This window comes from Streptomyces sp. NPDC058773 (assembly GCF_042746015.1).
In the GTDB taxonomy this organism is placed as follows: domain Bacteria; phylum Actinomycetota; class Actinomycetes; order Streptomycetales; family Streptomycetaceae; genus Streptomyces.
This window is the reverse complement of record NZ_JBHYPE010000012.1, coordinates 58,753-80,112: the sequence shown is the minus strand read 5'-3', so window position 1 is coordinate 80,112 and position 21,360 is coordinate 58,753. Positions and strand designations below refer to the sequence as shown.

The following is a 21,360-nucleotide window of genomic DNA, read 5'->3' as shown; positions in this document are numbered from 1 at the left end:
TCGTGGCGTACGGACCGCCGCCCGCACCCCGCTGCTCACACGACCGGGCGGCCGGCAGCGCATACGCGGCGCCGGCCGCCCGGGGGCACAAGCGTGAACGGCCCGAGGCCGTGGGCCGGTCAGTGGTTGCCGACACCGTTCCCGGAGAGGATCGGGATGCCGTCGGCGATGTGCGACAGCGGCTCGTCGCCCTTGGCCTGCGTCGAGTTCTTGGTGCACTGCTGGTTCTGCGGGTTGGACAGCAGGTTGATGTCCTGGACCTGAAGTCCGCCCAGGAGCTGCACGGGCACCTTGCCCGCGGCGAGGCACAGCTCGTTCAGCGAGCCCTGGACGAGGCCGAGCTGGGGGCTCAGGCTGCCGCGCGTGGTGGAGTTGCCGAAAAACGAGCGCGCCCCGTTGCCGTTGACCGTCCTGGTGCCCTCGTGGTCACCGATCGCCATGGCCTGCGGAGCGGCCGCAGCGGAAATTCCGACCAGCGAAGCCGCCACGGCCGCGCCCGCGAAAATCTTCTTCATCACGAAACCCTTCAGGAGAAGGAACTCCCGACACGGGAGCCCTGTTTGAACAACCCGCCATACCGGCTTGAGTTCTGCACCATCACCCGAATAGCAGGCATGAAGCTCCCGAAAAGGCATCACCCTCATCGCGGCGGCGACCACGCCCCAATTCGCTTACGGCCAGTGCGACTTGTCGGATCGGCGCGCCAATTCCCGGACATGCCACAGGGCCTGCCCCGCCAATGAACGGATACGCAGGCCCTGTTTCGTTACGGACGGCGTGCCAATGCCCTGGCAGCCCCATCAAACTCGCAAGGGCACTGGCACGCTTCCCTCCACACATCATTCCTAACGATCCGGCGCACCGGAGTTCGGTCACGAGGGAATAACATTTCCGCCCCGGCGCCGGACAGCAGAAACCCGGGCCGCCCGGAAGAAGGAGGACCGGGCGGCCCGGGTGCTGTTCGGCAGCTCAGTGGTTGTGAGCGCCGTTCCCCGAGAGGATCGGGATGTTGTCCAGGATGTGCGACAGCGCCTCGTCGCCCTTGGCCTGGGTGGAGTTTTCGGTGCACTGCTGGTTCTGCGGCGACGACAGAATGTTGATGTCCTGGATCTGACCCAGGGCACCACCCTGAATGGGCAGCTTGCCCACCGCGAGGCACGGCTTGTTCAGCGAGCCCTGGATCAGGCCGATCTGCGGGCTCATGTAGCCGTACGTGGTCGAATTCCCGAAGGCCTCCGCAGCGCCATTACCGTTGACGGAAGACGTACCGTGGTGGTTACCGATCGCCATCGCTCCAGGGGCGGCAGCGGCGGCCACACCAACAATGGAAGCAGCCGCGGCCGCGGTCGCCAGAACCTTCTTGATCATTTTGGTCCTTCGTGTTTCGGGATTGCCCTTGGGCCGGGCAATCTGCCCAACTCGCAAGGAGGTTTTTGGTTGTTCTCATTCACTCAAACAGCCGCGTGCCCTGAACCGCGTTTCCCGAGGCATCCGATCGCGCCCGGCACTCGGAATGAGAAATCATCGAGGTGTGCTGCCGCGCCTCGTCGGCGGGCCTCGCGACTACTTGAGCGGAAGCCCGCCGAGCAGCGAGGTCTTCTTCGTCGCTCCGGTGACGCCACGGAGCAGCTTCTTCGCGTTGGTCGACCTGACCTTGCCCTCCGTGGTCCTGACCGTTTTGACCAGGGGCGTGATCTGGTGACCGTCCAACTGCTTGCTGCTCAGCGCGTCATTCAGCCCGCCGTTGAGGCTCATGGTGGGAGTTTTGGGCTGCGCGGCGAAAGCGGGCGCGGCGGCGGCCAGCGCCATCACGGATCCGGCGACAACCGCGGCAGACTTTGCGTACTTCACTTCAACTGTCCCTTCTCGGGCGGTGCTTCCACGGTCCGGCGACATCAGCGCCGCGCGAGCAATCACTTCGCTGCTCGGCCCACCGCTTTCAGCGTGACTAACGAGTGCCTCCGCCCGGAGAAACCCTGAAGGGTTTTCTTCTCGGCCAATCCGCCCGAAAATCAAGCGCGTTGTGCGTGTGCCCACCGGAGGCTAAGGGCGACCGGCCCCGGCTCGCAGTGAACTGCGCACCGGGGCCGGGCCACATGGACACGGCTCGAATTGCTTCGAGTCAGTGGTTCAGGCAGGTGTTGCCGAACGCCGGGTTCAGCAGAGCAACGATGTTGATGGTGTTGCCGCACAGGTTGATCGGGATGTGCACCGGAACCTGGATGGCGTTGCCGGAGATGACACCGGGGGAGTTCTTGGCACCGCCGGCGGCACCCGCGTCGGCGAACGCCGGCGCTGCCGAGCCCACCGCCATGAGCGTGCCGGCGGTGATCGCTGCGACCTTTGCGTACTTCACTTTCAGCCCTTCCTTGCAGCGGGTCCGTAGCGAACACGACCGTCGTGTCGCTCGGGCGCTGAGCTGCTCGCCCGTAACACCGCTGACGATATTGGTAACGATTGCCCCTCCTGGACGAAACTCTCGCCAGGAGGTTTTCGGAGGAATCGCCCGATGGGTGCAAGACCGTTTCGGGAGATTGCCACCATGCATACGACGCGGAAAAAACACCGGAGTTCGAACGGACGAGGCACCCGCCGAATGCAAATTCCTGCCCGCAGAGGGAACGCGAAATTCCGTCCCTACGGTTCATGACGGGGTGCCGCAGGCCCCGGACCGCTCATGGAACGAGAGCCGGCGGTCCGGACCTGCGGCCGATGGCCGGCTCAGTGGTTGCCGACGCCGTTGCCCGAGAGGATCGGGATCTCGCTGAGGATGTGCGACAGCGGCTCGTCACCCTTGGCCTGCGTGGAGTTCTCCGTGCACTGCTGGTTCTGCGGGTTGGACAGCAGGTTGATGTCCTGCGCCTGAATCCCGCCCAGGAGCTGCACGGGCACCTTGCCCGCAGCGAGGCACGGCTTGTTCAGCGAGCCCTGGATGAGCTCCAGCTGCGGGCTCATCCGGCCCACCGTGGTGGAGTTGCCGAACGCGCTCTTGGCACCGTTCCCGTTGACCGTGGACGTGCCGTTGTGGTTCCCGATCGCCATCGCCTGGGGGGCGGCCGTCGCCGAGATTCCGACGACGGACGCGGCTACCGCCGTCGTGGCCAGGACCTTCTTGATCACGATTTACCCTTCTCGAAGCGGAGTGCCCGTATCCGGAGCGCACTGGTCAACTCGCTTCTGAGAGTGCGGTTTCGCCCTTTCACCCGAATGCCACGAAGCTATGGATACATATCACCGCCCGCTCGACTCGACTGCATTCAGGGGGCTTTGGGCATACGAAAAGCCGGTACGCAAAACGCGTACCGGCCTTCCGGCGAGAGGCCGTCCGCGTACGGCCGGCCCTCAAAGGCCTGAAACTTCTCAGACGTTGGCGCAGATGTTGCCGAACGCCGGGTTGAGCAGGCCGCCGATGTTGACGGTGTTGCCGCAGACGTTGACCGGGATGTCGACCGGGACCTGGATGAGGTTGCCGGAGATGACGCCGGGGGAGTTCTGGGCGACTCCCGCCGCGCCGGCGCCGCCGTGCGCACCGGCCACACCGGCTCCGCCCAGCACGGCGACGCCGGCGGCAGCGGACAGGACGACGGCCTTGGAAACAAACTTCACGGTGAACCTCTTCACTGAGCAGCAAGCAGAAATCTGTGCGCCGCCTTAAGGCGACAAGCTGCTCAACTCACCAACCCTGCCGAAGGTAGCGGTTCATTCGGGTGAATGGCTGGGTCGAGTCCGGTGGGGTGGGGCGGGATTGGCGACGGGGCATTTTCGTGGCGAAAGGCACTCGCAACAGGGCGCCGTGCAAAGCAGATTGTCATTGGGATGGGTGTGAGGGCGCCTTCGCAGTGATGCATGTGCCGGTAATGGGGCGGTGGTTGGGGAGGGCACCGGTTGGGGAGGGCGGTGGATCTCGGCGGGCGTGCGGGGAGCGGGCGGCGGGCGTCGTGGGGACGGTTCGGGAGGGAGCCGGCCGTGTCCGGCCGTGAACGGTCCGGAGCGGCCGGCCCCCGCGGGCTCGGCATCGTGTCGTTCGTGCTGGTCAGGGCGATTGTCAGTGGCCGGTGCGAGACTCGGGAGCATGAGATGGGCGGTGGTGGAGACGGGCGACGGGGGTGCTCGTCTCTGCCCGCTCGGAGCGGACGGGCGGGCCGCCGGGCCGGTGCTGCGGGAGCGCTCGCTCGCGGCGGCGGTGTGCGAGCGGCCCGAGGTCGAGCGGTGGGTGTGGCGGTCCACCGCGGGGATCTACCGGCGGCTGCTGGCAGCGGGGGTGCGGGTCGAGCGCTGCTATGACGTGGAGGCCGCGGAGGCGCTGCTGATCGGCCATGAGGAGGGGCAGTCGGGGCAGCCGCGTTCGCTGGCCGCCGCCTGGGCGCGGCTGCGCGGCCTGCCCGTCCCCGTTGATGCGCCGGTCCGTACGGCCGAGACCCAGCCGTCGCTGTTCGAGCCAGGACCGGTGCCGCTGCCGCCCGGGACGGACGAGCTGACGGCGCTGCTGGAGGTCTATGCCGGCCAGGTGGCGCGGGCGGGGCGGGCCGAACACCCCGACCGGATGCGGCTGCTGCTGGCCTCGGAGTCCGCGGGCATGCTGGTCGCGACGGAGATGGGGCGGGCCGGGGTGCCGTGGCGCGCGGAGGTGCACCGCGAGCTGCTCGACGGACTGCTGGGCGAGCGGTATCCGGGCGGACTGGAGCCGCGCCGGATGGCGGAGCTGGCCGATGAGGTGTCCCGGGCCTTCGGGACGGGTGCCCGGGTGCGCCCGGACCTGCCGAACGAGATCATCAAGGCCTTTGCCCGGGTGGGGATTTCCCTCACCTCGACCCGCAAATGGGAGCTCCAGCAGATCGACCACCCGGCGGTGGCACCGCTGCTGGAGTACAAGAAGCTCTACCGTCTGCACACCGCCCATGGGTGGTCCTGGCTCCAGCAGTGGGTGCACGACGGCCGGTTCCGCCCCGAGTATCTGCCCGGTGGCACGGTCTCCGGCCGCTGGACCGCCAATGGGGGCGGCGCGCTGCAGATCCCCAAGGTCATCCGGCAGGCCGTACGCGCCGATCCGGGGTGGCGCCTGGTGGTGGCCGACGCCGACCAGATGGAGCCGCGGGTGCTGGCGGCCGTCTCCCGTGACCGGGGGCTGATGGAGGTGGCCGGCAGCGGCGAGGATCTGTACGCGGATCTGGCGGCCCGTGCGTTCGGCGGGGACCGTGACCGGGCCAAGCTCGGTCTGCTGGGCGCCATTTACGGACAGACGTCCGGCGACGCCCTCAAGCACATGGCCGATCTGCGGCGCCGCTATCCGGCCGCGGTGGCGTATGTGGACGAGGCCGCCCGCGCGGGCGAGGAGGGCCGGCTGGTGCGCACCTGGATGGGCCGCACCTGCCCGCCCGCGTCCGTGGTACCGCCCGACGAGGCCGGTCTGCCCCAGGAGGAGCCCACGGGGTACGGCGGCAGCTCGGCGGCGTCGCGGGCGCGCGGCCGGTTCACCCGCAACTTCGTCGTGCAGGGCAGCGCCGCCGACTGGGCGTTGCTGATGCTGGCCGCGCTGCGGCATGCGCTGCGGGCCGGTGGGCTCCGCGCCGAGCTGGTCTTCTTCCAGCACGACGAGGTGATCGTGCACTGCCCCGCCCGGGAGGCGGCGGCGGTCTCCGAGGCGATCACGGCGGCGGCCGATACGGCGGGGCGCATCGCGTTCGGGGAGACTCCGGTCCGTTTTCCGTTCACCACGGCGGTGGTGGAGTGCTATGCGGACGCGAAGTGAGGCGGGGCGGGTGGCGCGCGGCGTGGTGGGAAACACCGTCCGGCGGGGCGGTGGCGGCGCGTGCGGAGTGACGATCGTGAGCAGAAGGCCGTTGTCCGTCCGTGCCGAACGAGGAGTGCCCGTATGAGCGTCCAGCCCGAGATGCAGCTCCGGTCGGCGATGCAGGTGCATCCCGAACTCCTCCCGGCCTTTGAGGCGTTGCCGCCGGTCTTTGACCCGTACGAGGACATCGAGGGCACCCGCGCGGGGTTCCACGAGATGCTGGCCGCGTTTCCGGCCGACCGTACGGGGGTGGGCAGCGAGCGGTTCGAGGTGCCACGGGCCGACGGCAGCGCCCTGATGGTCGAGGTCTACCGTCCGGCGGATGGAGCGAGCGGGGAGGGCGCGGGGAGGGCCGACCGCGCGGAGGCGGGGCGCGTGCTGCCCGCCGTATTGCACTTCCACGGGGGTGGGTACGCCCTCGGCCGGTCGCTGCCGGGGCAGGACCGTGCGGCGATCGCGCTCTGCCGTGAGCTGCCCGCCGTCGTCGTCACCGTCGAATACCGGCTCGCCCCTGAACACCGCTATCCGGCCGGGGTGGAGGACTGCTATCTCGCTCTGGAGTGGGTGGCGGGGCGAGCCGGCGACCTGGGCATCGATCCCGCGCGGATCGCCCTCACCGGCAAGTCCGCGGGCGGTGGGCTCAGTGCCGCCGTCGCCCTGATGGCCCGGGACCGTGGCGGCCCGTCGCTCGTCCACCAGTCGTTGTGCGTCCCGGATCTGGACGACCGGGTGGGGGCGGACGAGGTGACGACGGGGACCGAGGGGCCCGTGGAGGCGCGGGTGGCCACCGGGCGGAGTATCCAGCGGGCCTGGCGGCACTATCTGCCGGAGGGGACGGTCGCGGCGGAGGCGTATGCCGCGGCGGCGCGCGCCACCGACCTGTCCGGGCTGCCGCCGGCCCATGTGCTGGTCTGCGATCTCGATCCGCTGCGCGATGCGGGGCTGGCGTACGCCCGGCGGCTGATGGATGCCGGGGTGCCGGTCACGGTCCGCAATGTGCCCGGCGCCTGGCACGGCTTCGAGCTGTACGCCCCGGAGACCCGGGTGGCGAGGGAGATGACGGCGCACTGGACGGGGCAGTTGCGGGCGGCGCTGTATCCGGTGGTGATGTGAAGCGGGGGTGGGCGTCCTGGGCTTCCGTGGGGGCCTGAATCGGGCGCCGGCCGGCGATGTCCGGGCGGGGCCCACGTCCTGGAGGGTGGGGTGAAACGGGTGCCGGTCGCCCCCTCTGTGTCGTGGCCTGGAAACCGGGGGGCGGTCTCCTGCCCCGAGCAGGGATCGGGCACCGGGGCCGGTGTCCCGTTCTGAGCGGGAGGTCGGGCTCAGTCCGTGGCGTCCGGCGCCTCGGGGGCCGGGCCCCCGACGGTGGAGATCAGGCCACGGGTGATCCGCGTCATCGTCCCGACCAGCAGCTCACGAGGCTGGTCGGGGCGCTCCAGCCACCACAGCGCGAGCCCGTACAGCGCGCTGCGGATCGCCTCCCCCAGGGGCTCCAATTCGGCCTCGGGGAGGCCGGGCACGAATGCGCGCAGCAGCGCCATGTCCGTCTCGCGCTGCCGGCGCTGCAGCTCACGGTGGAAGTCCTGTACCTGCGCGTCTCCGGTGGTGTCCCGGAACATCATCCGCCAGGTGTAGGGATGGCTCTCCACATACCCGAACCAGGCGTCGTACATGGCGGCCATCCGCGTGCCCAGATCGCCCTCGCCGTGCAGGAGTTCGCGGAGCGGGGCGGCGGCAAGTGCGTCGCGGTGCCGCTCCAGCAGGGCGAGATGCAGTTCCTGCTTGGAGTCGAAGTGGCGGTAGAGCATCGGCTTGCTCAGGCCCGCCTCGGCGGCGATCTCCCCGATGGTGGTGCCCGCGAAGCCGCGCTCGGCGAACAGCCGGGCCGCGGCCTCCTCGATACGGGTCCTGGCCGCGGCGCGCGCGGCGCGTCCCCGGTCGATCTCGCTCATCTGGTCCCCTCCCTGCGATCTGGCTCGAATCCGGTGTGAATTCGGCTCGCCATGGCCGTTGCCATGAAGGATACTGGATCGTGTACCACTTGGTATACGCATGAGTAACTTAGAGCGGGGGCTCGTCGTGATCCTTTCCGTGCACATCGCCGATGTCGGCGTCCGCGCCGTACGCAGCGTTCTCCGTGCCTGCCCACGGCCCGGGGCGACTCCCGGCCTCCGGTATGCGGAGACCACGCTCACCGGCGCCATCGCCGCCGGGCCGCCCAAGGTGTGCCCCGGCCGCGCCGCGCTGCTGGCGTCGTGGGACGACGATGCCGCGCTCGACCGATTTCTCGCCGACGATCCGCTGGCGGGCCTGCTGTCCGATGGCTGGCAGGTGCGGTTGCAGCCGCTCCGGTTCTCCGGTTCCTGGGGGCCGATGCCGGTCGAGATCGGCCCCGGCGCCGCGCGGGACCAGGAGGACGGGCCGGTTGCCGTGCTCACCCTCGGGCGACTGCGGCTGCGCCGTGCCCTGTCGTTCCTGCGTGCCAACTCCCGGGCCGCCGGCCGCGCCGCCGCCGACCCCTCGATGACCGCTTCGGTCGCCCTGGCCCGGCCGCCCCGCTTCGTCGGCACCTTCTCCCTGTGGCAGAGCGCGGCGGCGATGCAGCGTTACGCCTACGGCGCCGCGCAGCCCGAGCACAAGGAGGTGATCAGGGACCACCGGACGAAACCGTTCCACCATGAGGCCGGCTTCCTGCGGTGCCGGCCCTATGCCGCCCAGGGCAGGCTGGACGGCCGCGAGCCGGTGGCGGAGGCCGCGAAGGTGCCGCGGATATGTTGAGGCGGGTGGCGGAGCGTTGAGGCGGGCCGCGGGTTTTGGGCCGGGACTGCGGGCGGCGGGGGTCCCACGGGGGTGGACCCGCGCGCCCTTGAGCCGGGCGCCGTGCCCGGCATGTCCCGGCCCGGCCCCTGGCGGCCCTTCCCCACCCGTCCGGCCGTGCCGTCAAAGCCCTTCCGTGACGGCCGTGCCGTCGTGAGTGTGCCGTCGTGGGTGTCCCGGCGTCGGCCTGCCGTCGTGGCCGTGCCGCTGTGGGCGCGCTGCCGCATCCGTGGACGTCGTAGGCGTGCCGTCGCGCCCCTGGAGATCTGTCCGGTACGGCCTAAACTCGCCGGGAGGTGGCGACGGTGAGCGGCGGGTGGCCCTCGGCGGCCGAGGCGCGGTTCGCCCTTCGTGCCGGAAGAGTTGCGAGGGGCCGTGTCCTCTGTGGGTGCTCGCCTCTCCGGTGCGGGCTTCCCGACGCGGAGGCGAGCGCGCTTCAATCCCTGTACGGGTGAGATGAGTTGGCGGCGGAGGGAGTCGGCCGGATGAGTGCCGGGACCGGGACGAACGCTGGATCGGGGCAGCCTGCCGGGGACGGTGTCGGCAGGGCGGCAGGCGCGGGCGATGGCGCGTCCGCCGGCCTGGACGCGGAGGCAGCCAAGGGCTCGGGCTCGGCGGCAGGCGGCGGCGCGGAGGCAGGGGCCGACGCCGGGGCGACGCCGGGCGGGGGCCCTGGTGGGCCGGAGCGCGTGAATCCGCCGCACCTGGCGCCGCCTACCGGGTTCAGTCATGCCGTGCGCGTCGCCCCGGGGACTCTGGTTTTCCTCGCCGGGCAGACGGCTCTCGACGGATCGGGGCGGATCGTCGGCGAGGGCATCGTCGAGCAGTTCGAGCGGGCGCTGACGAACCTTCTGGACGTTGCGGCAGCGTCCGGCGCCGGCCCCTCGGACCTCGCCAAGCTCACCGTTTACGCCGTCGATGTCGCGGACTACCGCCGGCATGCCCGCGAGATCGGCCGGGTGTGGAAACGACTGGTCGGCGGCGACTATCCGGCGATGGCCGTGATCGGCACCACCCGCCTGTGGGACGAGACCGCGTTGGTCGAGCTCGAGGGCGTCGCGGTCGTGCGCTAGCGGACGAGCCCCGACGGCCCGACGGCTCCGGGACTCCCGCGGGCCGCGGTCGGTTCTCCGGCCGCCAGTCGCCCGCGGCCCCGGTCAGTTCAGCAACGGCATGAAGCCGGCGCCGCCCGCGCCACTGTCCGGCCCCGGCCGCGCAGCAGGCCGCGTCATCGCTCGACCGGTGACCACTGAGAAGAAGCTCAGTGGGCCCTGTAGCGGGTGGCGAGTGCGTGGAACGCTTGCTTCGGTTCCCAAGGCATGTCGGGGTAGGTGCGCTTGTCGGCGGGGTAGCCGCTGTGTTCGTCCAGGACCTTGACGATGCCGTAGGAGGCGAGGTCCTCGTCGGGTCCGGATGTCCGGTGGGGTGTGCTGAAGCCGGCGAAGCTGAACCAGAAGGCGGAATCGACGCCCTCCTCCTCGAAGACGGTCATGAGATCGTCGAGGTAGCGGACCTGCTCGCCCTCGTCGCGCACCAGGCCGGGTTTGAGGGTGACGCCGTCGGCCTCCCGCGCCAGGTACCAGCCGGCGCCGCCGTGCTCTCCCGCCCCCCGGTAGGTGCAGCAGCCGGCCTCCATGATGGCGACGGGCTTGCCGTGGCCGCATTCCTTGCGCAGGTCGGTGCGGTAGGTGGCCGCGTTGCGCAGGCTGCGGAAGGCGTCCAGGCCGACGATGTCGAACGGAGCCCAGTCCACGCCGTCCAGAGGGCAGGAGGCGTAGCTCACGCGGCCGCCGAAGAGGGGCCGCACGACGTCGACGACCTCCCCCAGGAAGGCGTTGACCTTGTCGGGGATGCCCTGGAGCGCGGCTTCGCGGCCGGGGCCCGCCAGGACCGGAATGCGCTCGTTCAGTGTGGCCCCGGGCAGGTAGCCGCGGGCGAAGACGCTGAGTTCGCAGCCGGTGACGAGGACGGCCTCGGCGCCGTCGCGCCGCAGTCGCTCCGCCCGCTCGGCGCAGTCGGTGAACAGCGGCAGCATCTCGGCGTTCGACAGCTCGCAGGGAAACGGCGAGAACCAGACCTCCAGGCCCGCCTCCGCCGCGTACCGCGCCGTGGTCTCGATACGGTCCGGATCGCCCCCGGTGATACGGACAGCGGTGCAGTGCAGGTCCTCCGCGACGACACGCATGTCCCGTTCGGCGTCCCGAACGTCGTAGTCGGGGCGCGAGGTGTCGCCGTTGGGAAAGGTGCCGGTGTCGTAATGGATGCCCTTGCCGCGCAACATGACGCATACCTCCGGTGGGGTGACTGTGTCTGCCGTACGGCGTCATCGTCCGAGTTGCCGCTGCGTCAGCGTCAAGGCCGCAGCCCCCGCCACACCACCACCGCCCACACACACCGAAGGCGCCCGCCCCACCGGTCTCCCAGTGGTGCGGGCGCCCTTGGCGCTGTTCGTGGACGGCAGTGCCGTACGCCCCGTCCCGTGCCCGCTGACGCGTCATCCCGTTGCGTGTGGATCGCGTCCGCGGGGTCCGGTGTCGGTCAGTTGCGGCTGCGGGCCATTCCCACCGGGTCCTTTTTGAAGGCCCAGGTCATTTTGGGTTCCATGGCCCAGCGGAAGAGCCGTTGGACGGGTGGGGTGCACAGGGCGGTGACGACGGTGCCCGCGACCAGGGTCAGCAGGATGGCGCCCCAGGGAGTGTGGAGCCACGGCTGGTCGTACCAGTTCCAGAAGCGGGAGCCCTTGGCGAGGAAGCCGTGCAGCAGATAGCCGTAGAGGGTGCCTGCGCCCAGCGCCGTGCACCACATGGTGCGGCCCGGGATCCAGGCGAAGAAGCAGGCCACCAGCACGAGCGAGCAGCCGAACATCGCCAGCGTCATGATGGCGCCGCTCCACCAGGGGGCGGCGAGTTCCTGGGCGGCGTCCCGGTGGTAGAACCAGGCGGCGTTCATCCGCGGCGCCGCCCAGTACGCGAAGACCAGCGCGGCCGCGAAGACCGGCACCGCCAGGATGCGCGCCTTCTTGCGGCGGACGAGCTTGAAGTGCTCCGGCCGCAGCGACAGCCCGATCACGAAGAACGGCAGGAACTGCAGCACCCGCTGGAGGTCCATGTCGTCCCCGATGTCAGGGGACAGCGACGCGAGTACCGCGATGGTGAGGGCCAGCGGGACCGGCCAGCGCACGATCTTCCACAGCGGGGTGGTCAGCCGCCAGACGAACAGCGCCAGCAGGAACCACGTCAGATACCAGGGGTCCGTCAGGCTCACCGGGTAACCCGGATCGTCGTCCGCCCACCTCTTGAAGAGCGTATATGCCACCTCGAAGAGGATGTACGGGACGGCGACTCCGGTAATCAGCCGCTGCAGCCGGTCCTTGCGCATATCGAAACTGCGCGAGAAATAGCCGGAGATGATGATGAACGCCGGCATGTGGAAGGCATAGACGGTGATGTAGAGCGCCGCGGCGGTACGGCTGCCGTCGCGCAGTGGCTCCCAGGAGTGCCCCATCGCCACCAGCACGATGGCCAGGTACTTCGCGTTGTCGAAGAAGGCATCGCGCGGCTTCGCCTTGGCATCGGCCGCGGCGCCGCTCGTCGCGCCACCCTTGCCCCGGCCCTTGGCAAGGCCTGTGGGCTCGGCGTGCGTGGTGCCGCCCGGAGCCGGACGGCCGGCCGCCGCCCCGGCGGAGCTGTCCGCCGGTGCCCTCGTGGCCGTGGCCGTGGCCCCGCCGCTGTCCGACGGTGCCGGTGTACCGGTCCGACTCGGCGTGTCATGCGACATCTGCCGCGGCAGGGGAAGCGGCACCCGCCGTTCGCCGTATGCCGGATATTCGTTCTTCAAGGAGCCTCCCGAAAGGATCCCAGGGGAGGAACTGGACGCCGGCCCGCGCCGGGCCGCATTTCGGAACCCAAAAGCCAAATCCTGCGTCTTAGTTCTTTTACGGGGAGTGTGGCGGCGTCGAACATCTCAGGCACCTTAGCCCCGCGGCGGGAATCACGTAAATCCCCGCCGGTCGCGGCCACCCGCGGCGCATCCGCCCTCCACAGCTCCTTCACGCGCGGCGGGCGGCGGGGCGGGTCCGCAGTGCGGCCCGGCCCCCGAGAGACCTGGACAATGCTGCCTTAATCTACGGCTGTTGCCCGCTATTGAATAACACCTTCGACCCCTCTGGCCCGCACGGACCGGGCGGTGGTGTTCTTCGCCACGTCCCACGCATAGACCTCCAACCGGCGGCCGTGCGGCCCGCGCAGCCGGTGCACGGCGGCCAGCCAGCGTGAACTGAGCGCGGACACACGGGGGTTGATCTGGTCGGCGAACTGCGCACAGCGCGCCAGTTCGCTCACATCGGGCGCACCGAGAATGCCCGTACGCACCTGCGGCGCCAGCTCGTGGACAGTTTTTACGCATCGCGCACAGAAACTCTGGACCACCAGCCGGCTCCGGACATGGGCGCGATCCAGCCACCCATGTGTCCGAAGTTCGCGCAGGACCTGTGCCTCGATTCCGGGATACTTCTCGGGAGCCTTGATCTCCAGCAGGAGCCGCTGCCCGTTGTGGTCCAGCCGGCGCAAGTAGCCGGCGAGCGTGGGCACCCGCTCCCCCTTGAAGCGCTTGCCGAACCAACTGCCCGCGTCCAGCCGCGCGATCTCGGCGGCGGTGAAGTCCCCCACCCGCCACGGCGCCCGGCCGGGAAACACCCGGGCGGCGTCCGTCGTCCGCCGCAGTGTGGTGTCGTGCAGCACGATCAGCCGGCCGTCCTTGGTCCGCTGCACATCGTTCTCGACCCAGATGAAGCCGCGGCGGTGTGCGGCGTCGACGGCGGCGAGGGTGTTCTCCGGCGCGTACCGGGAGGCGCCGCGGTGGGCGATCACCCGGGTCGCCGCGGTGCCGGGGCCGGCCCGTGTCCCGCGGCTCACGGCGACATCCGCGAACTCGTCCGGCCCGGACGCCATCGCGGACGACGACACCGCGGCCATCAGCAGGTAGGCGAAGCCGGCGGCGGGTATCCGCAGTGATCTCCGAAGCATGCGGCAGCCTCCTGGTCCGCTCACCCGACGGCGTCGGCCGCGCCGGGCACGCCCCCTGGGGCCCTTCCTCCCGTTCAGGAATGCCGCTGTTTTCTCAACATGCCGGTATCCCCGGTCACCCGCCATGCGAGAAGGCGGCGGTCCGGTGCCCGGCGCTTGCCCTGATGGTCAGCTTTTCGCAGGTCAGGTGGGTCGGGGTCGGCGGCGGTGGGGGTGGGTGGCGACTTCCCGGGCGGCCGTCCATCCGGGCGGCGGGGGCCCGGTTCGGGCGGCGGGACGCCCGGTCCGGGGCGGCCGGGCCTGACGCGGCCCGTACGGGGGCGGCGCATCCGACCGGTACGGAGCGGGCGCCCGCCCCAACCCCTCGCCCCGCCCCCTCGCCCAACCGGCTGACCTGGCCTTCCCGTTGGCCGGAGGGGTGCTGTCCGGGGCGTTCCCCCGTATGTCGATCAGGTTACAGAGGTCGATGAGCTGCTGTTACACAGCTGTCAGAACACCGAGAAGCGTCCCTCATAGCTTCAGTTCCGCCCCAATGATCAACACGATGGAGCGAGAGTTATGAAGCGCACCACGAGCACCACCCGGCGCCGCCGGACGGCCATCGGAGCGGCCCTGGCCTGTGCCGCCGTCCTCGGTTCGGCCGTCGTCGCCACCGGCGCGCAGGCCGCCTCCGCCCCGGCGCAGACGGCGAGCGCCGCTCGCACCGGCAGCGGCCCCTACGTCATCAACCACTACGGCGAGGAGAACGCCGACAAGGGCCGTGCCGAGCGCAGCCCGGCGAACCTGGTGCTCTCCGAGTTCACCTCGGCCCAGCAGCTGCACTGGAAGCAGTGGGACGCCAAGAAGGCCGTCGCCACCGGCAAAGTCACCGGCTCCTGGTGCCTGGACACCTGCCTGGACAAGCCCCTGAAGGCGACCCTGACGCTCTCCGACCCCAAGACCGTGCACGGCAAGAAGGTGTACTCCTCCTTCACCCTGAAGCTGGCCGACGGCAACGGTTCGTACGATGTCGAGGACCTCAAGGGCAAGCGCCCCCTCTCCACCCTCTGACGGAGAAGACTCCCGATGAACAAGCCCACGGCCCTGGCCACCGTCTGCGTACTGGTGCTGGCGGCCGTGGGCTGCTCGGGGTGCGGCGATCCCGGGCAGCTCCGGGTCGAGGGCCCCGCGCCCAGCCCCAGCCGGGCCCGGGGCCCGGTCTATGTCCCCGACACCCTGGGGCACCCGCTGACCCGCCCCACGGGATTCGGCCTCACCGAGTTCTCCTCGGTCTCCCGGCTGAGCTGGCGCTCCTGGGGGGAGACGAAGGCCGTGGCCACCGGCCGGCTGCGCGGTAGCTGGTGCATCCCCGACTGCGGCGACGGCTATCCGGCCACCCTCGAACTCAGCCGTCTGGAGCGCCGTGAGAACGTCTCGTACTACACCCGCGCCACCGTACGGTCCTCCCACCTTCCGCCCGCCGGCTCGGATGACCTGAGCGCGGTGCGGCTGCCCCTCCCCGAGCCCTAGGAACGCCACCGATGACCGACGTGCTGCTCGTGGAGGACGACTCACTGTTGCGCGAGGCCACCCAACTCTCCCTGGAGCGCTACGGATACCGGGTGCGCTCCGCCTCCGACGGGCAGGCCGGTCTTGCGGCGTTCCGGGAGCGGGAGCCCGATGTCGCCGTGCTGGACGTGATGCTGCCCCGGCTCGACGGGGTCGGTCTGGTGCGGCTCATCCGGGCGGAGAGCCGGCTGCCGGTGCTGATGGTGTCGGCGCGCACCGATCCGGTGGACGTCGTCCTCGGCCTGGAGGCGGGCGCCGACGACTACCTCACCAAGCCGTACGACATCCCGGTGCTGGTCGCCCGGATACGCGCGGCGCTGCGGCGCGCCACGGACATGGCCCGGCACCGGCCGCGCCGGAACGACACGGTGCTGCGCTTCGGCGACCTCACTGTGGACACCGCGTCCATGGACGTCCGCCGGGCGGGGCGGCTGGTCGACCTCACCCCCACCGAGCGCCGGCTGCTGCTGGAGTTCGCGGCCGGGCCCGGGGTGGTGCTGTCGCGGATCACCCTGCTGGAGCGGGTGTGGGACTACGCGTGCGGCGGTGACACCCGGGTCGTCGACGTCCATGTGCTCCGGCTGCGCGCCAAGATAGGCCACGACCGCATCGTGACCGTCCGCGGTTTCGGCTACAAGCTGGCGCCCTGACCGCCATGGGGCTCCGTGCCAAGACCGCCCTGGTCATCGCCGGGACCGCCGCGCTCGTCGCCACGCTCATCGGGCTGCTGGTGCATCAGCTCACCGCCGAGGACCAGCGGAACGGCGCGGCGCGGCTGCTCGACGCCCGGCTCGTCGAGGCGGTGAGCGAGTACACCTCCGGGGTGGACAACGGTGCCCTGGTGAATCCGCGTGAGCTGCCCGCCGCGCTCCGCAGGACCGTCACCGAACGCCCCGTACGGGCCACCTGTCTCCAGCACGCGGGCGGCTCCGCCCCGGTGTTGTGGGCGGCCACCCGCAGCGGCCGGGACATCGTCGCGGTCCGGCGTTCCTACGCGCCGCAGCAGCAGGCCCTCGCCGCGCTCGACCGGGCGCTGCTCGGCTCCGGTGCGGCCGTCACCGCGCTCGGCTGTGTGCTGGGCGTGGTCGCGGCGGCCGGTGCGGGACGGCGGATCACCGCGTCCGCGCGCACCGCGCAGCGGATCGCGGACGGCGATCTGACCGACCGGGTCCGGCCCCGGGGCAAGGACGAGATCGCCCGGCTCGGCGCCGCCGTGAACATCATGGCCGACGCGCTGAGCGCCCGTCTGGAGGCCGAGCGCCGGGTCACCGCCGATATCGCCCATGAGCTGCGCACTCCGGTGGCCGGGCTGGTGACCGCCCTCGGACTGCTGCCGCCCGGCCGCCCGGCCGAGCTGGTCAGCGGCGGGGTGGAGACGCTGCGCGGTGTGGTGGAGAACGTCCTGGAGGTGGCCCGGCTGGATGTGCCGGGCGTCGAGCAGGCGCAGTGCGAGGAGGTGCTGCCGAGCACCCTGGCGCACCGGGCGGCGGCCCTGGCGGGCGGGGACCTGGAGGTGCGGGTGGCCGACGAGACCGTGGTGACGACCGACCACCGCCGCGTCGAACGCATCCTGGCCAACCTGGTCGCCAACGCCCGGCTGCACGGCGCCCCGCCGGTGACCCTGGAGGTGGCGGGCGCCACGGTGCGGGTGCGCGACCACGGCCCCGGATTTCCCGCCGAGCTGCTGGCGGACGGCCCCCAGCGCTTCCGCACCGGCGCCCGTGAGCGGGGTGCCGGGGTCGGTCTGGGGCTGACCATCGTGGCCGGCCAGGCACGGGTGCTGGGGGCCCGGGTGACGTATGAGAACCCGCCGGACGGGGGCGCCCTGGCCGTCGTGGATCTCGCGCCCGGCGACTGACGGACCGGCGCCGGGACAGCTGTACGGCGGTAGGCCGAACGGCCGTACCCGGCGCCCTACCGCGGTACGGGGGCGGAGACACCGCCGGGGAGTGACGCGGCTCGGCGCGGGGCGAACTTACTGTCCCGGCATGACGAACCGACCCCCCGCCGTCGTACGGCGCCCGGACGGCTCCGCGGGCCCGCCCCGCCTGGCCGAGGCGGCCCGGCACGCCGGTCTCGCGGTGACCCTGTTCCCCGCCGGTGCCCTGGCGGTCTGCTCCACACTCACCGGGCACCGGGAGGCCGCCCTGCGGCGGTGGCTGCGCGCCGGGCCGCTGCCGCGCGGCGCCCGTGCACCGGGCGCCGTCCGGCTGGTGTTCCACGGCGCGCTGACCATACTTCTCGGCGTGCTCGCCCTGCTGCTGGCCGCCGGCCTCGCCCTGGCGATCGCCCGGGGGCTGCTGTACGGGTTCGTCGACCGGGCCCCGCACGACAACTCCTGGGGCGGCCCCTCACTGGCCGGCGCCTGGCTGGCGCACTTCGCCGTCTCGCTGCCCTTCGTCGCCCTCGCGCTGGTGATACTGACCGGCCTGACCCGGCTGAACCGCCATACGACGGCTCCGCTGCGCGGCGAGCACCGCCCGGTCTGGGCGCTGCCGGCCGCGGCCGTGTCCTGTGCGCTGGGCCTGCTCCTCGTCGTCGCCTTCGTGCGCCAACTGCCGTAGCCCGGCGGCCCGGCCGCCCGGGCCGCCCCCATCTCCCACCTCTCCCCGGAACACCGAAGTCCCCCGTCTCGGCCGAGACGGGGGACTTCGTGGTGTGCCGCGCCGGGCTCAGCCCTGCGGGAGGCTGAAGTAGATCATCGGGTTGTGGCGGCTCTCGCGGACCGGCTCGCTGAGGTTCAGCTCCTTCTTCACCTCGGCCAGCCGTGCCGTCACCTCGGGGGCCTTCGCCACGGACGGGGTGAAGTACTCGACGTTCTGCGCGGCCAGCCACTTGATGATGACCGAGCCCTCGCTCATGGGCTTGGGACGGCGGCCGTGGAAGACGTCGTGGACGCTGGTGGGGGTGCCGGGGCGGACCACCGGGAAGAGGTTGTCGATGTACCAGCGCGCGAAGCGGGCACCGTGGTCGGCGTCGATGAAGAGGTAGTCGGTCTCCGCGGGGACCTTGGCGATGGTGTCCCGCAGGTCGCCCTTGGTGAACGTCCAGCGGCCCTCGGAGAGTTCGGCCGGCACGTTCTTCACGACGTTGTCGACGATGTCGAAGCTGTAGAGGTGGCCCGTTCCGTTGTCGCGCAGCGCGCTCAGGATCCAGGTGGTGGACCAGCCGCGGAAGGTGCCCACCTCGACGACGACCTCGGGCTTGAGGTCGCGCAGCAGCAGGTAGGTGATCTCCGCCTCGTAGTCGTCGAGCTGGGCCTTGACCGTGTCCTTGTTGTCCAGGAGGAACTTCCGCTGTGCGTCGCGCACCGCCCGCAGGTCATCCGCGTACTTCACATAGAGCGTGCTTATCGATTCGGTCGTGAGGGTGGACATCAATCCTCCGGAGGGGAGACGAGTGCGGGTACTGCAGACGTACGGACGGACGGTGGGCTTCTACGGTCGACGCGGCGGCGAACTACCTTCTCACATCACGTTATTGTTCGGTTATTGATCCGTTTCGTACGGGCCCCGTCGCGGTCCCGGAGGGCGATCACCAGCACGGTGAGGACCGCCGCGAACACCGGGAGCCAGCCGCACCGCGCCGCGAGCCAGAGCGGGTCACCGGGGCTGGTGTGCAGCCCGGCGAGGGTGTGCCCGAGGCCGAGCGGGATGACGGTGGTGGTGAGCATCGCGGTCTGGTGCCAGAGGAAGACCGTGACGGCCGTGACGTTGAGCAGCGTCACCGCCGCCCAGAGGAACTGCGCCGGCGAGGCGCGGTGTTGGGGACCGGGGTGCGTGCGGCCCGTGCGGGCCGGGGTGGTCACCGCGCGGCGCAGCGGGGCCCGCAGCAGCAGGGCCGCGCCCGTCTGCGCCAGAGCGAAGGCGACCGCCGCGAGGGTGGGCGGGTTGAGGTTGGAGAGGGTGTCGCCCGGGACGCCGACCATGCTCGCGGGGTAGCCGCCCCGGAGGATCAGCGCCGCCATGACTGCGCCGCCGCCGAGCAGCAGCGCGGCCGCGTGCCTCCGCCGGGCGAACCCGCCGGCCGCCCAGACCGCGCCGAGGCAGTACGGGACCAGCCAGCCCGCCGGGAGGTTCAGCAGCCGGAGGGCGTCGGCCCAGCCGCTGTCTCCGGACACCGCGCGCAGGGCGTCCAGGGCGGCGACCAGCAGGCAGGCCGCCACCGCGATCCGGGCAGGGGCCTTGCGCACCAGAGGAGTTGCCGCGATCAGCAGGGCGTACACACCGAGGAACCAGAGGGGGGAGTACGCCAGCCACATCAGCGTGCCGATCGTCTCGTGTGCGGTGCCGGCGAACACCAGGCCCAGCCACACGAGTCCCCAGGTGAGGGCGAAGGCCATCGCCGGGCGGAGCAGGCCCGCCAGCCGCGCGGCCAGCCAGGCCCGGTAGCCGATGCCGCGGGCCCGTGCCGCGGCGTGGCCCTGGGCGCTGACCCGGCCGCCCACCAGGAAGAACACGGCCAGCGGCTGGAGTATCCAGGTCACCGGGGCGAGGCCGGGGCGGTCGCCGAGCGGGCTGCCGCCGACGAGATGGCCGCCGGCCTGGAGGACGACGCCGCTCACCAGCCAGTGCCCCAGGACGACGCCGGTGAGGGCGAGCGCGCGCAGCACGTCCACCGCCCGGTCCCGCTCCGCCGGGGTCGCCGCGTCGATCCGCAGCACCGCCGTGTGCAGGGCCCGCCAGGGGGTGCGCCGCCCGGGGCGGGGGCGCAGCGGGCCGGGGGGCAGCGGCGGGCGCCGGGCCGGTGCCTGCGGGCGCAGTTCCAGATCAGTCATCGGAGACCTCCGAGCCCCGGCCGAGGGCGATCAGGGCTATGTTGCGCAGCGGGAGTCCGCCGGGGCGGAGGTAGTCGCTGTGGCTGCCGGCGCCCGCGGGGAAGAGCCGCGCGCCGAACGGGGCGGCGACGGGATCGGTGCCGAACCCGATCTGTGCGCCCAGCAGATCGAGGCTGACGTGCGGGACGCCCTCGATCCAGTCGGTGGCTCCCCGGCCCGCCCACACGGGGACCCGGGTGCGCAGTTCGGCCCGGGAGCGCACGCCCGTACCCGGGCTGCCGAAGAGCACCACGTCCGAGAGCGAGGACTCGGCCGGCGCGTCCATGCGGCGCAGGGCGGTGGCGCACACCACCGATCCGTAGGAGTGGCAGAGCACGGCCACGGGGGCGGCGGCGTTCACCCTCCGCAGGTCGCCGACCAGCCCGGCCAGGCGGCGTCCGCCGTCCAGGGCGCGGTCGGTGGTCACGATGTCCCGGCTCATGGTGCGCGGCGCGGGATAGCCGTACCAGGCCACCACCGCGGTCTTCCGGTCCGGCTGGAGCTTGCGCATCTCGGCGTGCAGGGAGCGGGCGCCACCGTTCAACGACGCGTAGACGGTGCCCAGTTCGTCGAAGGTGTCGACGGTGGTGTCCGAGCCGGGCACCACGACCGCGATCCGGTCGGCGTGCGCGAGGTCGCCGAGGACCTCCACGACCTGGCCGTCGCCGCGCGGGCTGAAGGAGAGGAAGTGCCGGTCCCCGCGGGCCAGTCGGGCGAGCACCCCGGCCCGGCCCTCGTCGCCCAGGGCGCGGGCCGCGTGCTCGGATTCGGTGATGAAGCGGTGGTTGGCGGCGTACCGCGCCGGCAGTGTCTCCGCGCGCATCGCGGGGAGCCGGGGCGGCACCGGGGTACCGGGCACGGTGGACCGTGCCGCGGCGGCGACCGTCACCACGATGGAGCATGCGGTGAGGGCCATCGCCAGCCCGCGCCTGAGACGTGCCGCGCGCATCGCCAGCCTTCCTTCCTGTCCGTTCGGAGATCCGGAAGAGGAGGTTAACGACGCGGGCGGCGGGAGGAATCACACTGCGGTGCGCTCTTCCCGGTAGCTCTCAGGTAGGGGGTCTGCCCCCGGTCCGGTGCCGCGGCACCGGGCCCGACGGGGCACGGACGGGGCGCGCGGACGGGCCGCGAGCGATCCGAAACGCCTTGGTGATGGGCCGTCAATTTCCTTTCGCTCACACCCAGTCCTGGTTCTGGCGGTGTTGTGCGGAAAGGGCCCGGTCCGTCACCTGGGCGGTATCGGGGAGGTCTAAGGCGGTGCAGACGATAAGGGTGGGCGTAAGAGCGAGAATGACACGCCGGGTGGTGGCGCCAAGTATCGCAGTCATGATTCCCCCTAGTTCCTACGTGCACGAGCGGTGGTC

General features: G+C 71.4%; 23 protein-coding genes. 9 read left to right on the top strand and 14 right to left on the bottom strand.

What is annotated here, in order from left to right; genetic code table 11:
* Positions 1-119: 119 nt before the first annotated feature.
* From ACFW5B_RS13560 to ACFW5B_RS13535, 6 genes are all read right to left on the bottom strand, one after another.
* Positions 120-515 carry a rodlin gene (locus tag ACFW5B_RS13560; RefSeq protein WP_386437981.1) on the bottom strand — a complete coding sequence of 132 codons (396 nt, stop codon included), beginning with the start codon at positions 513-515 and terminating at the stop codon, positions 120-122.
* A 454-nt stretch (positions 516-969) separates the two neighbouring features.
* The gene (locus tag ACFW5B_RS13555; protein ID WP_386437978.1) at positions 970-1,368 is read right to left on the bottom strand and encodes a rodlin; all 399 of its coding nucleotides are present in this window, start codon (positions 1,366-1,368) and stop codon (positions 970-972) included.
* Positions 1,369-1,563: 195 nt separating this feature from the next.
* Positions 1,564-1,851 carry a hypothetical protein gene (locus tag ACFW5B_RS13550; protein ID WP_386437975.1) on the bottom strand — a complete coding sequence of 96 codons (288 nt, stop codon included), beginning with the start codon at positions 1,849-1,851 and terminating at the stop codon, positions 1,564-1,566.
* A 271-nt stretch (positions 1,852-2,122) separates the two neighbouring features.
* Positions 2,123-2,356: a chaplin gene (locus ACFW5B_RS13545; protein WP_386437973.1), complete on the bottom strand. Its 234-nt coding sequence runs from the start codon at positions 2,354-2,356 to the stop codon at positions 2,123-2,125.
* 365 nt (positions 2,357-2,721) lie between these two features.
* Positions 2,722-3,120 carry a rodlin gene (locus tag ACFW5B_RS13540; protein WP_386437970.1) on the bottom strand — a complete coding sequence of 133 codons (399 nt, stop codon included), beginning with the start codon at positions 3,118-3,120 and terminating at the stop codon, positions 2,722-2,724.
* Between the two features lie 240 nt (positions 3,121-3,360).
* The gene (locus tag ACFW5B_RS13535; protein WP_386437968.1) at positions 3,361-3,606 is read right to left on the bottom strand and encodes a chaplin; all 246 of its coding nucleotides are present in this window, start codon (positions 3,604-3,606) and stop codon (positions 3,361-3,363) included.
* A 466-nt stretch (positions 3,607-4,072) separates the two neighbouring features.
* Here ACFW5B_RS13535 and ACFW5B_RS13530 point away from each other — a divergent pair, with 466 nt between their 5' ends.
* A complete protein-coding gene (locus ACFW5B_RS13530) occupies positions 4,073-5,749 on the top strand; it encodes a bifunctional 3'-5' exonuclease/DNA polymerase (protein ID WP_386437965.1) in 1,677 nt (558 codons plus the stop codon).
* A 123-nt stretch (positions 5,750-5,872) separates the two neighbouring features.
* Positions 5,873-6,904, top strand: coding sequence for an alpha/beta hydrolase (locus tag ACFW5B_RS13525; RefSeq protein ID WP_386437963.1), 1,032 nt, complete (start codon positions 5,873-5,875; stop codon positions 6,902-6,904).
* 209 nt (positions 6,905-7,113) lie between these two features.
* Here ACFW5B_RS13525 and ACFW5B_RS13520 read toward each other — a convergent pair whose 3' ends face one another.
* The gene (locus ACFW5B_RS13520; RefSeq protein WP_386437960.1) at positions 7,114-7,743 is read right to left on the bottom strand and encodes a TetR/AcrR family transcriptional regulator; all 630 of its coding nucleotides are present in this window, start codon (positions 7,741-7,743) and stop codon (positions 7,114-7,116) included.
* 100 nt (positions 7,744-7,843) lie between these two features.
* Here ACFW5B_RS13520 and ACFW5B_RS13515 point away from each other — a divergent pair, with 100 nt between their 5' ends.
* Together ACFW5B_RS13515 and ACFW5B_RS13510 are read left to right on the top strand one after the other, a co-directional pair.
* Positions 7,844-8,569 carry a spheroidene monooxygenase gene (locus ACFW5B_RS13515; RefSeq protein ID WP_386437957.1) on the top strand — a complete coding sequence of 242 codons (726 nt, stop codon included), beginning with the start codon at positions 7,844-7,846 and terminating at the stop codon, positions 8,567-8,569.
* A 728-nt stretch (positions 8,570-9,297) separates the two neighbouring features.
* Positions 9,298-9,681, top strand: a complete 384-nt coding sequence (locus ACFW5B_RS13510; RefSeq protein WP_386438270.1) for a RidA family protein — start codon at positions 9,298-9,300, stop codon at positions 9,679-9,681.
* Between the two features lie 188 nt (positions 9,682-9,869).
* Here ACFW5B_RS13510 and ACFW5B_RS13505 read toward each other — a convergent pair whose 3' ends face one another.
* The 3 genes from ACFW5B_RS13505 to ACFW5B_RS13495 form a co-directional block, all read right to left on the bottom strand.
* Complete coding sequence (locus ACFW5B_RS13505) at positions 9,870-10,889, bottom strand: hypothetical protein (protein ID WP_386437954.1); 1,020 nt, start codon at positions 10,887-10,889, stop codon at positions 9,870-9,872.
* A 257-nt stretch (positions 10,890-11,146) separates the two neighbouring features.
* Entirely contained in the window at positions 11,147-12,445 is a 1,299-nt protein-coding gene (locus tag ACFW5B_RS13500) for an acyltransferase family protein (protein ID WP_386437951.1), read from the bottom strand.
* Between the two features lie 302 nt (positions 12,446-12,747).
* A complete protein-coding gene (locus tag ACFW5B_RS13495) occupies positions 12,748-13,632 on the bottom strand; it encodes a glycerophosphodiester phosphodiesterase (protein WP_386437948.1) in 885 nt (294 codons plus the stop codon).
* Between the two features lie 558 nt (positions 13,633-14,190).
* On the opposite strand from ACFW5B_RS13495, the gene ACFW5B_RS13490 reads away from it, so the two are divergent.
* From ACFW5B_RS13490 to ACFW5B_RS13470, 5 genes are all read left to right on the top strand, one after another.
* Entirely contained in the window at positions 14,191-14,682 is a 492-nt protein-coding gene (locus tag ACFW5B_RS13490) for a hypothetical protein (RefSeq protein WP_386437945.1), read from the top strand.
* Positions 14,683-14,697: 15 nt separating this feature from the next.
* On the top strand, positions 14,698-15,141 hold the full coding sequence (locus ACFW5B_RS13485; protein WP_386437942.1) for a hypothetical protein: 444 nt from the start codon (positions 14,698-14,700) through the stop codon (positions 15,139-15,141).
* 11 nt (positions 15,142-15,152) lie between these two features.
* The gene (gene cseB, locus ACFW5B_RS13480; protein ID WP_386437939.1) at positions 15,153-15,830 is read left to right on the top strand and encodes a two-component system response regulator CseB; all 678 of its coding nucleotides are present in this window, start codon (positions 15,153-15,155) and stop codon (positions 15,828-15,830) included.
* 5 nt (positions 15,831-15,835) lie between these two features.
* Entirely contained in the window at positions 15,836-17,038 is a 1,203-nt protein-coding gene (locus tag ACFW5B_RS13475; protein WP_386437936.1) for an ATP-binding protein, read from the top strand.
* Between the two features lie 130 nt (positions 17,039-17,168).
* Positions 17,169-17,744 carry a hypothetical protein gene (locus ACFW5B_RS13470; RefSeq protein WP_386437934.1) on the top strand — a complete coding sequence of 192 codons (576 nt, stop codon included), beginning with the start codon at positions 17,169-17,171 and terminating at the stop codon, positions 17,742-17,744.
* Positions 17,745-17,852: 108 nt separating this feature from the next.
* Here the strand turns inward: ACFW5B_RS13470 and ACFW5B_RS13465 are convergent, their stop codons facing one another.
* The 4 genes from ACFW5B_RS13465 to ACFW5B_RS13450 form a co-directional block, all read right to left on the bottom strand.
* On the bottom strand, positions 17,853-18,557 hold the full coding sequence (locus ACFW5B_RS13465) for a class I SAM-dependent methyltransferase (protein ID WP_386437931.1): 705 nt from the start codon (positions 18,555-18,557) through the stop codon (positions 17,853-17,855).
* 95 nt (positions 18,558-18,652) lie between these two features.
* Complete coding sequence (locus ACFW5B_RS13460; RefSeq protein WP_386437928.1) at positions 18,653-19,957, bottom strand: acyltransferase; 1,305 nt, start codon at positions 19,955-19,957, stop codon at positions 18,653-18,655.
* Positions 19,950-20,945: an alpha/beta hydrolase gene (locus ACFW5B_RS13455; protein ID WP_386437925.1), complete on the bottom strand. Its 996-nt coding sequence runs from the start codon at positions 20,943-20,945 to the stop codon at positions 19,950-19,952. The genes ACFW5B_RS13460 and ACFW5B_RS13455 overlap by 8 nt, the downstream gene beginning before the upstream one ends.
* Before the next feature lie 226 nt (positions 20,946-21,171).
* On the bottom strand, positions 21,172-21,324 hold the full coding sequence (locus ACFW5B_RS13450; RefSeq protein WP_386437922.1) for a hypothetical protein: 153 nt from the start codon (positions 21,322-21,324) through the stop codon (positions 21,172-21,174).
* Positions 21,325-21,360: the final 36 nt, after the last annotated feature.

Excerpts from the sequence above, each read along its gene's own strand:
- ACFW5B_RS13465 (WP_386437931.1), bottom strand. The coding sequence starts at position 18,557 with ATGTCCACCCTCACGACCGAATCGATAAGCACGCTCTATGTGAAGTAC.
- ACFW5B_RS13485 (WP_386437942.1), top strand. The coding sequence starts at position 14,698 with ATGAACAAGCCCACGGCCCTGGCCACCGTCTGCGTACTGGTGCTGGCG.
- ACFW5B_RS13555 (WP_386437978.1), bottom strand. The coding sequence starts at position 1,368 with ATGATCAAGAAGGTTCTGGCGACCGCGGCCGCGGCTGCTTCCATTGTT.
- ACFW5B_RS13455 (WP_386437925.1), bottom strand. The coding sequence starts at position 20,945 with ATGCGCGCGGCACGTCTCAGGCGCGGGCTGGCGATGGCCCTCACCGCA.
- ACFW5B_RS13450 (WP_386437922.1), bottom strand. The coding sequence starts at position 21,324 with ATGACTGCGATACTTGGCGCCACCACCCGGCGTGTCATTCTCGCTCTT.
- ACFW5B_RS13560 (WP_386437981.1), bottom strand. The coding sequence starts at position 515 with ATGAAGAAGATTTTCGCGGGCGCGGCCGTGGCGGCTTCGCTGGTCGGA.
- ACFW5B_RS13460 (WP_386437928.1), bottom strand. The coding sequence starts at position 19,957 with ATGACTGATCTGGAACTGCGCCCGCAGGCACCGGCCCGGCGCCCGCCG.
- cseB (WP_386437939.1), top strand. The coding sequence starts at position 15,153 with ATGACCGACGTGCTGCTCGTGGAGGACGACTCACTGTTGCGCGAGGCC.
- ACFW5B_RS13530 (WP_386437965.1), top strand. The coding sequence starts at position 4,073 with ATGAGATGGGCGGTGGTGGAGACGGGCGACGGGGGTGCTCGTCTCTGC.
- ACFW5B_RS13475 (WP_386437936.1), top strand. The coding sequence starts at position 15,836 with ATGGGGCTCCGTGCCAAGACCGCCCTGGTCATCGCCGGGACCGCCGCG.
- ACFW5B_RS13505 (WP_386437954.1), bottom strand. The coding sequence starts at position 10,889 with ATGTTGCGCGGCAAGGGCATCCATTACGACACCGGCACCTTTCCCAAC.
- ACFW5B_RS13525 (WP_386437963.1), top strand. The coding sequence starts at position 5,873 with ATGAGCGTCCAGCCCGAGATGCAGCTCCGGTCGGCGATGCAGGTGCAT.
- ACFW5B_RS13520 (WP_386437960.1), bottom strand. The coding sequence starts at position 7,743 with ATGAGCGAGATCGACCGGGGACGCGCCGCGCGCGCCGCGGCCAGGACC.
- ACFW5B_RS13470 (WP_386437934.1), top strand. The coding sequence starts at position 17,169 with ATGACGAACCGACCCCCCGCCGTCGTACGGCGCCCGGACGGCTCCGCG.
- ACFW5B_RS13495 (WP_386437948.1), bottom strand. The coding sequence starts at position 13,632 with ATGCTTCGGAGATCACTGCGGATACCCGCCGCCGGCTTCGCCTACCTG.
- ACFW5B_RS13490 (WP_386437945.1), top strand. The coding sequence starts at position 14,191 with ATGAAGCGCACCACGAGCACCACCCGGCGCCGCCGGACGGCCATCGGA.
- ACFW5B_RS13515 (WP_386437957.1), top strand. The coding sequence starts at position 7,844 with ATGAGTAACTTAGAGCGGGGGCTCGTCGTGATCCTTTCCGTGCACATC.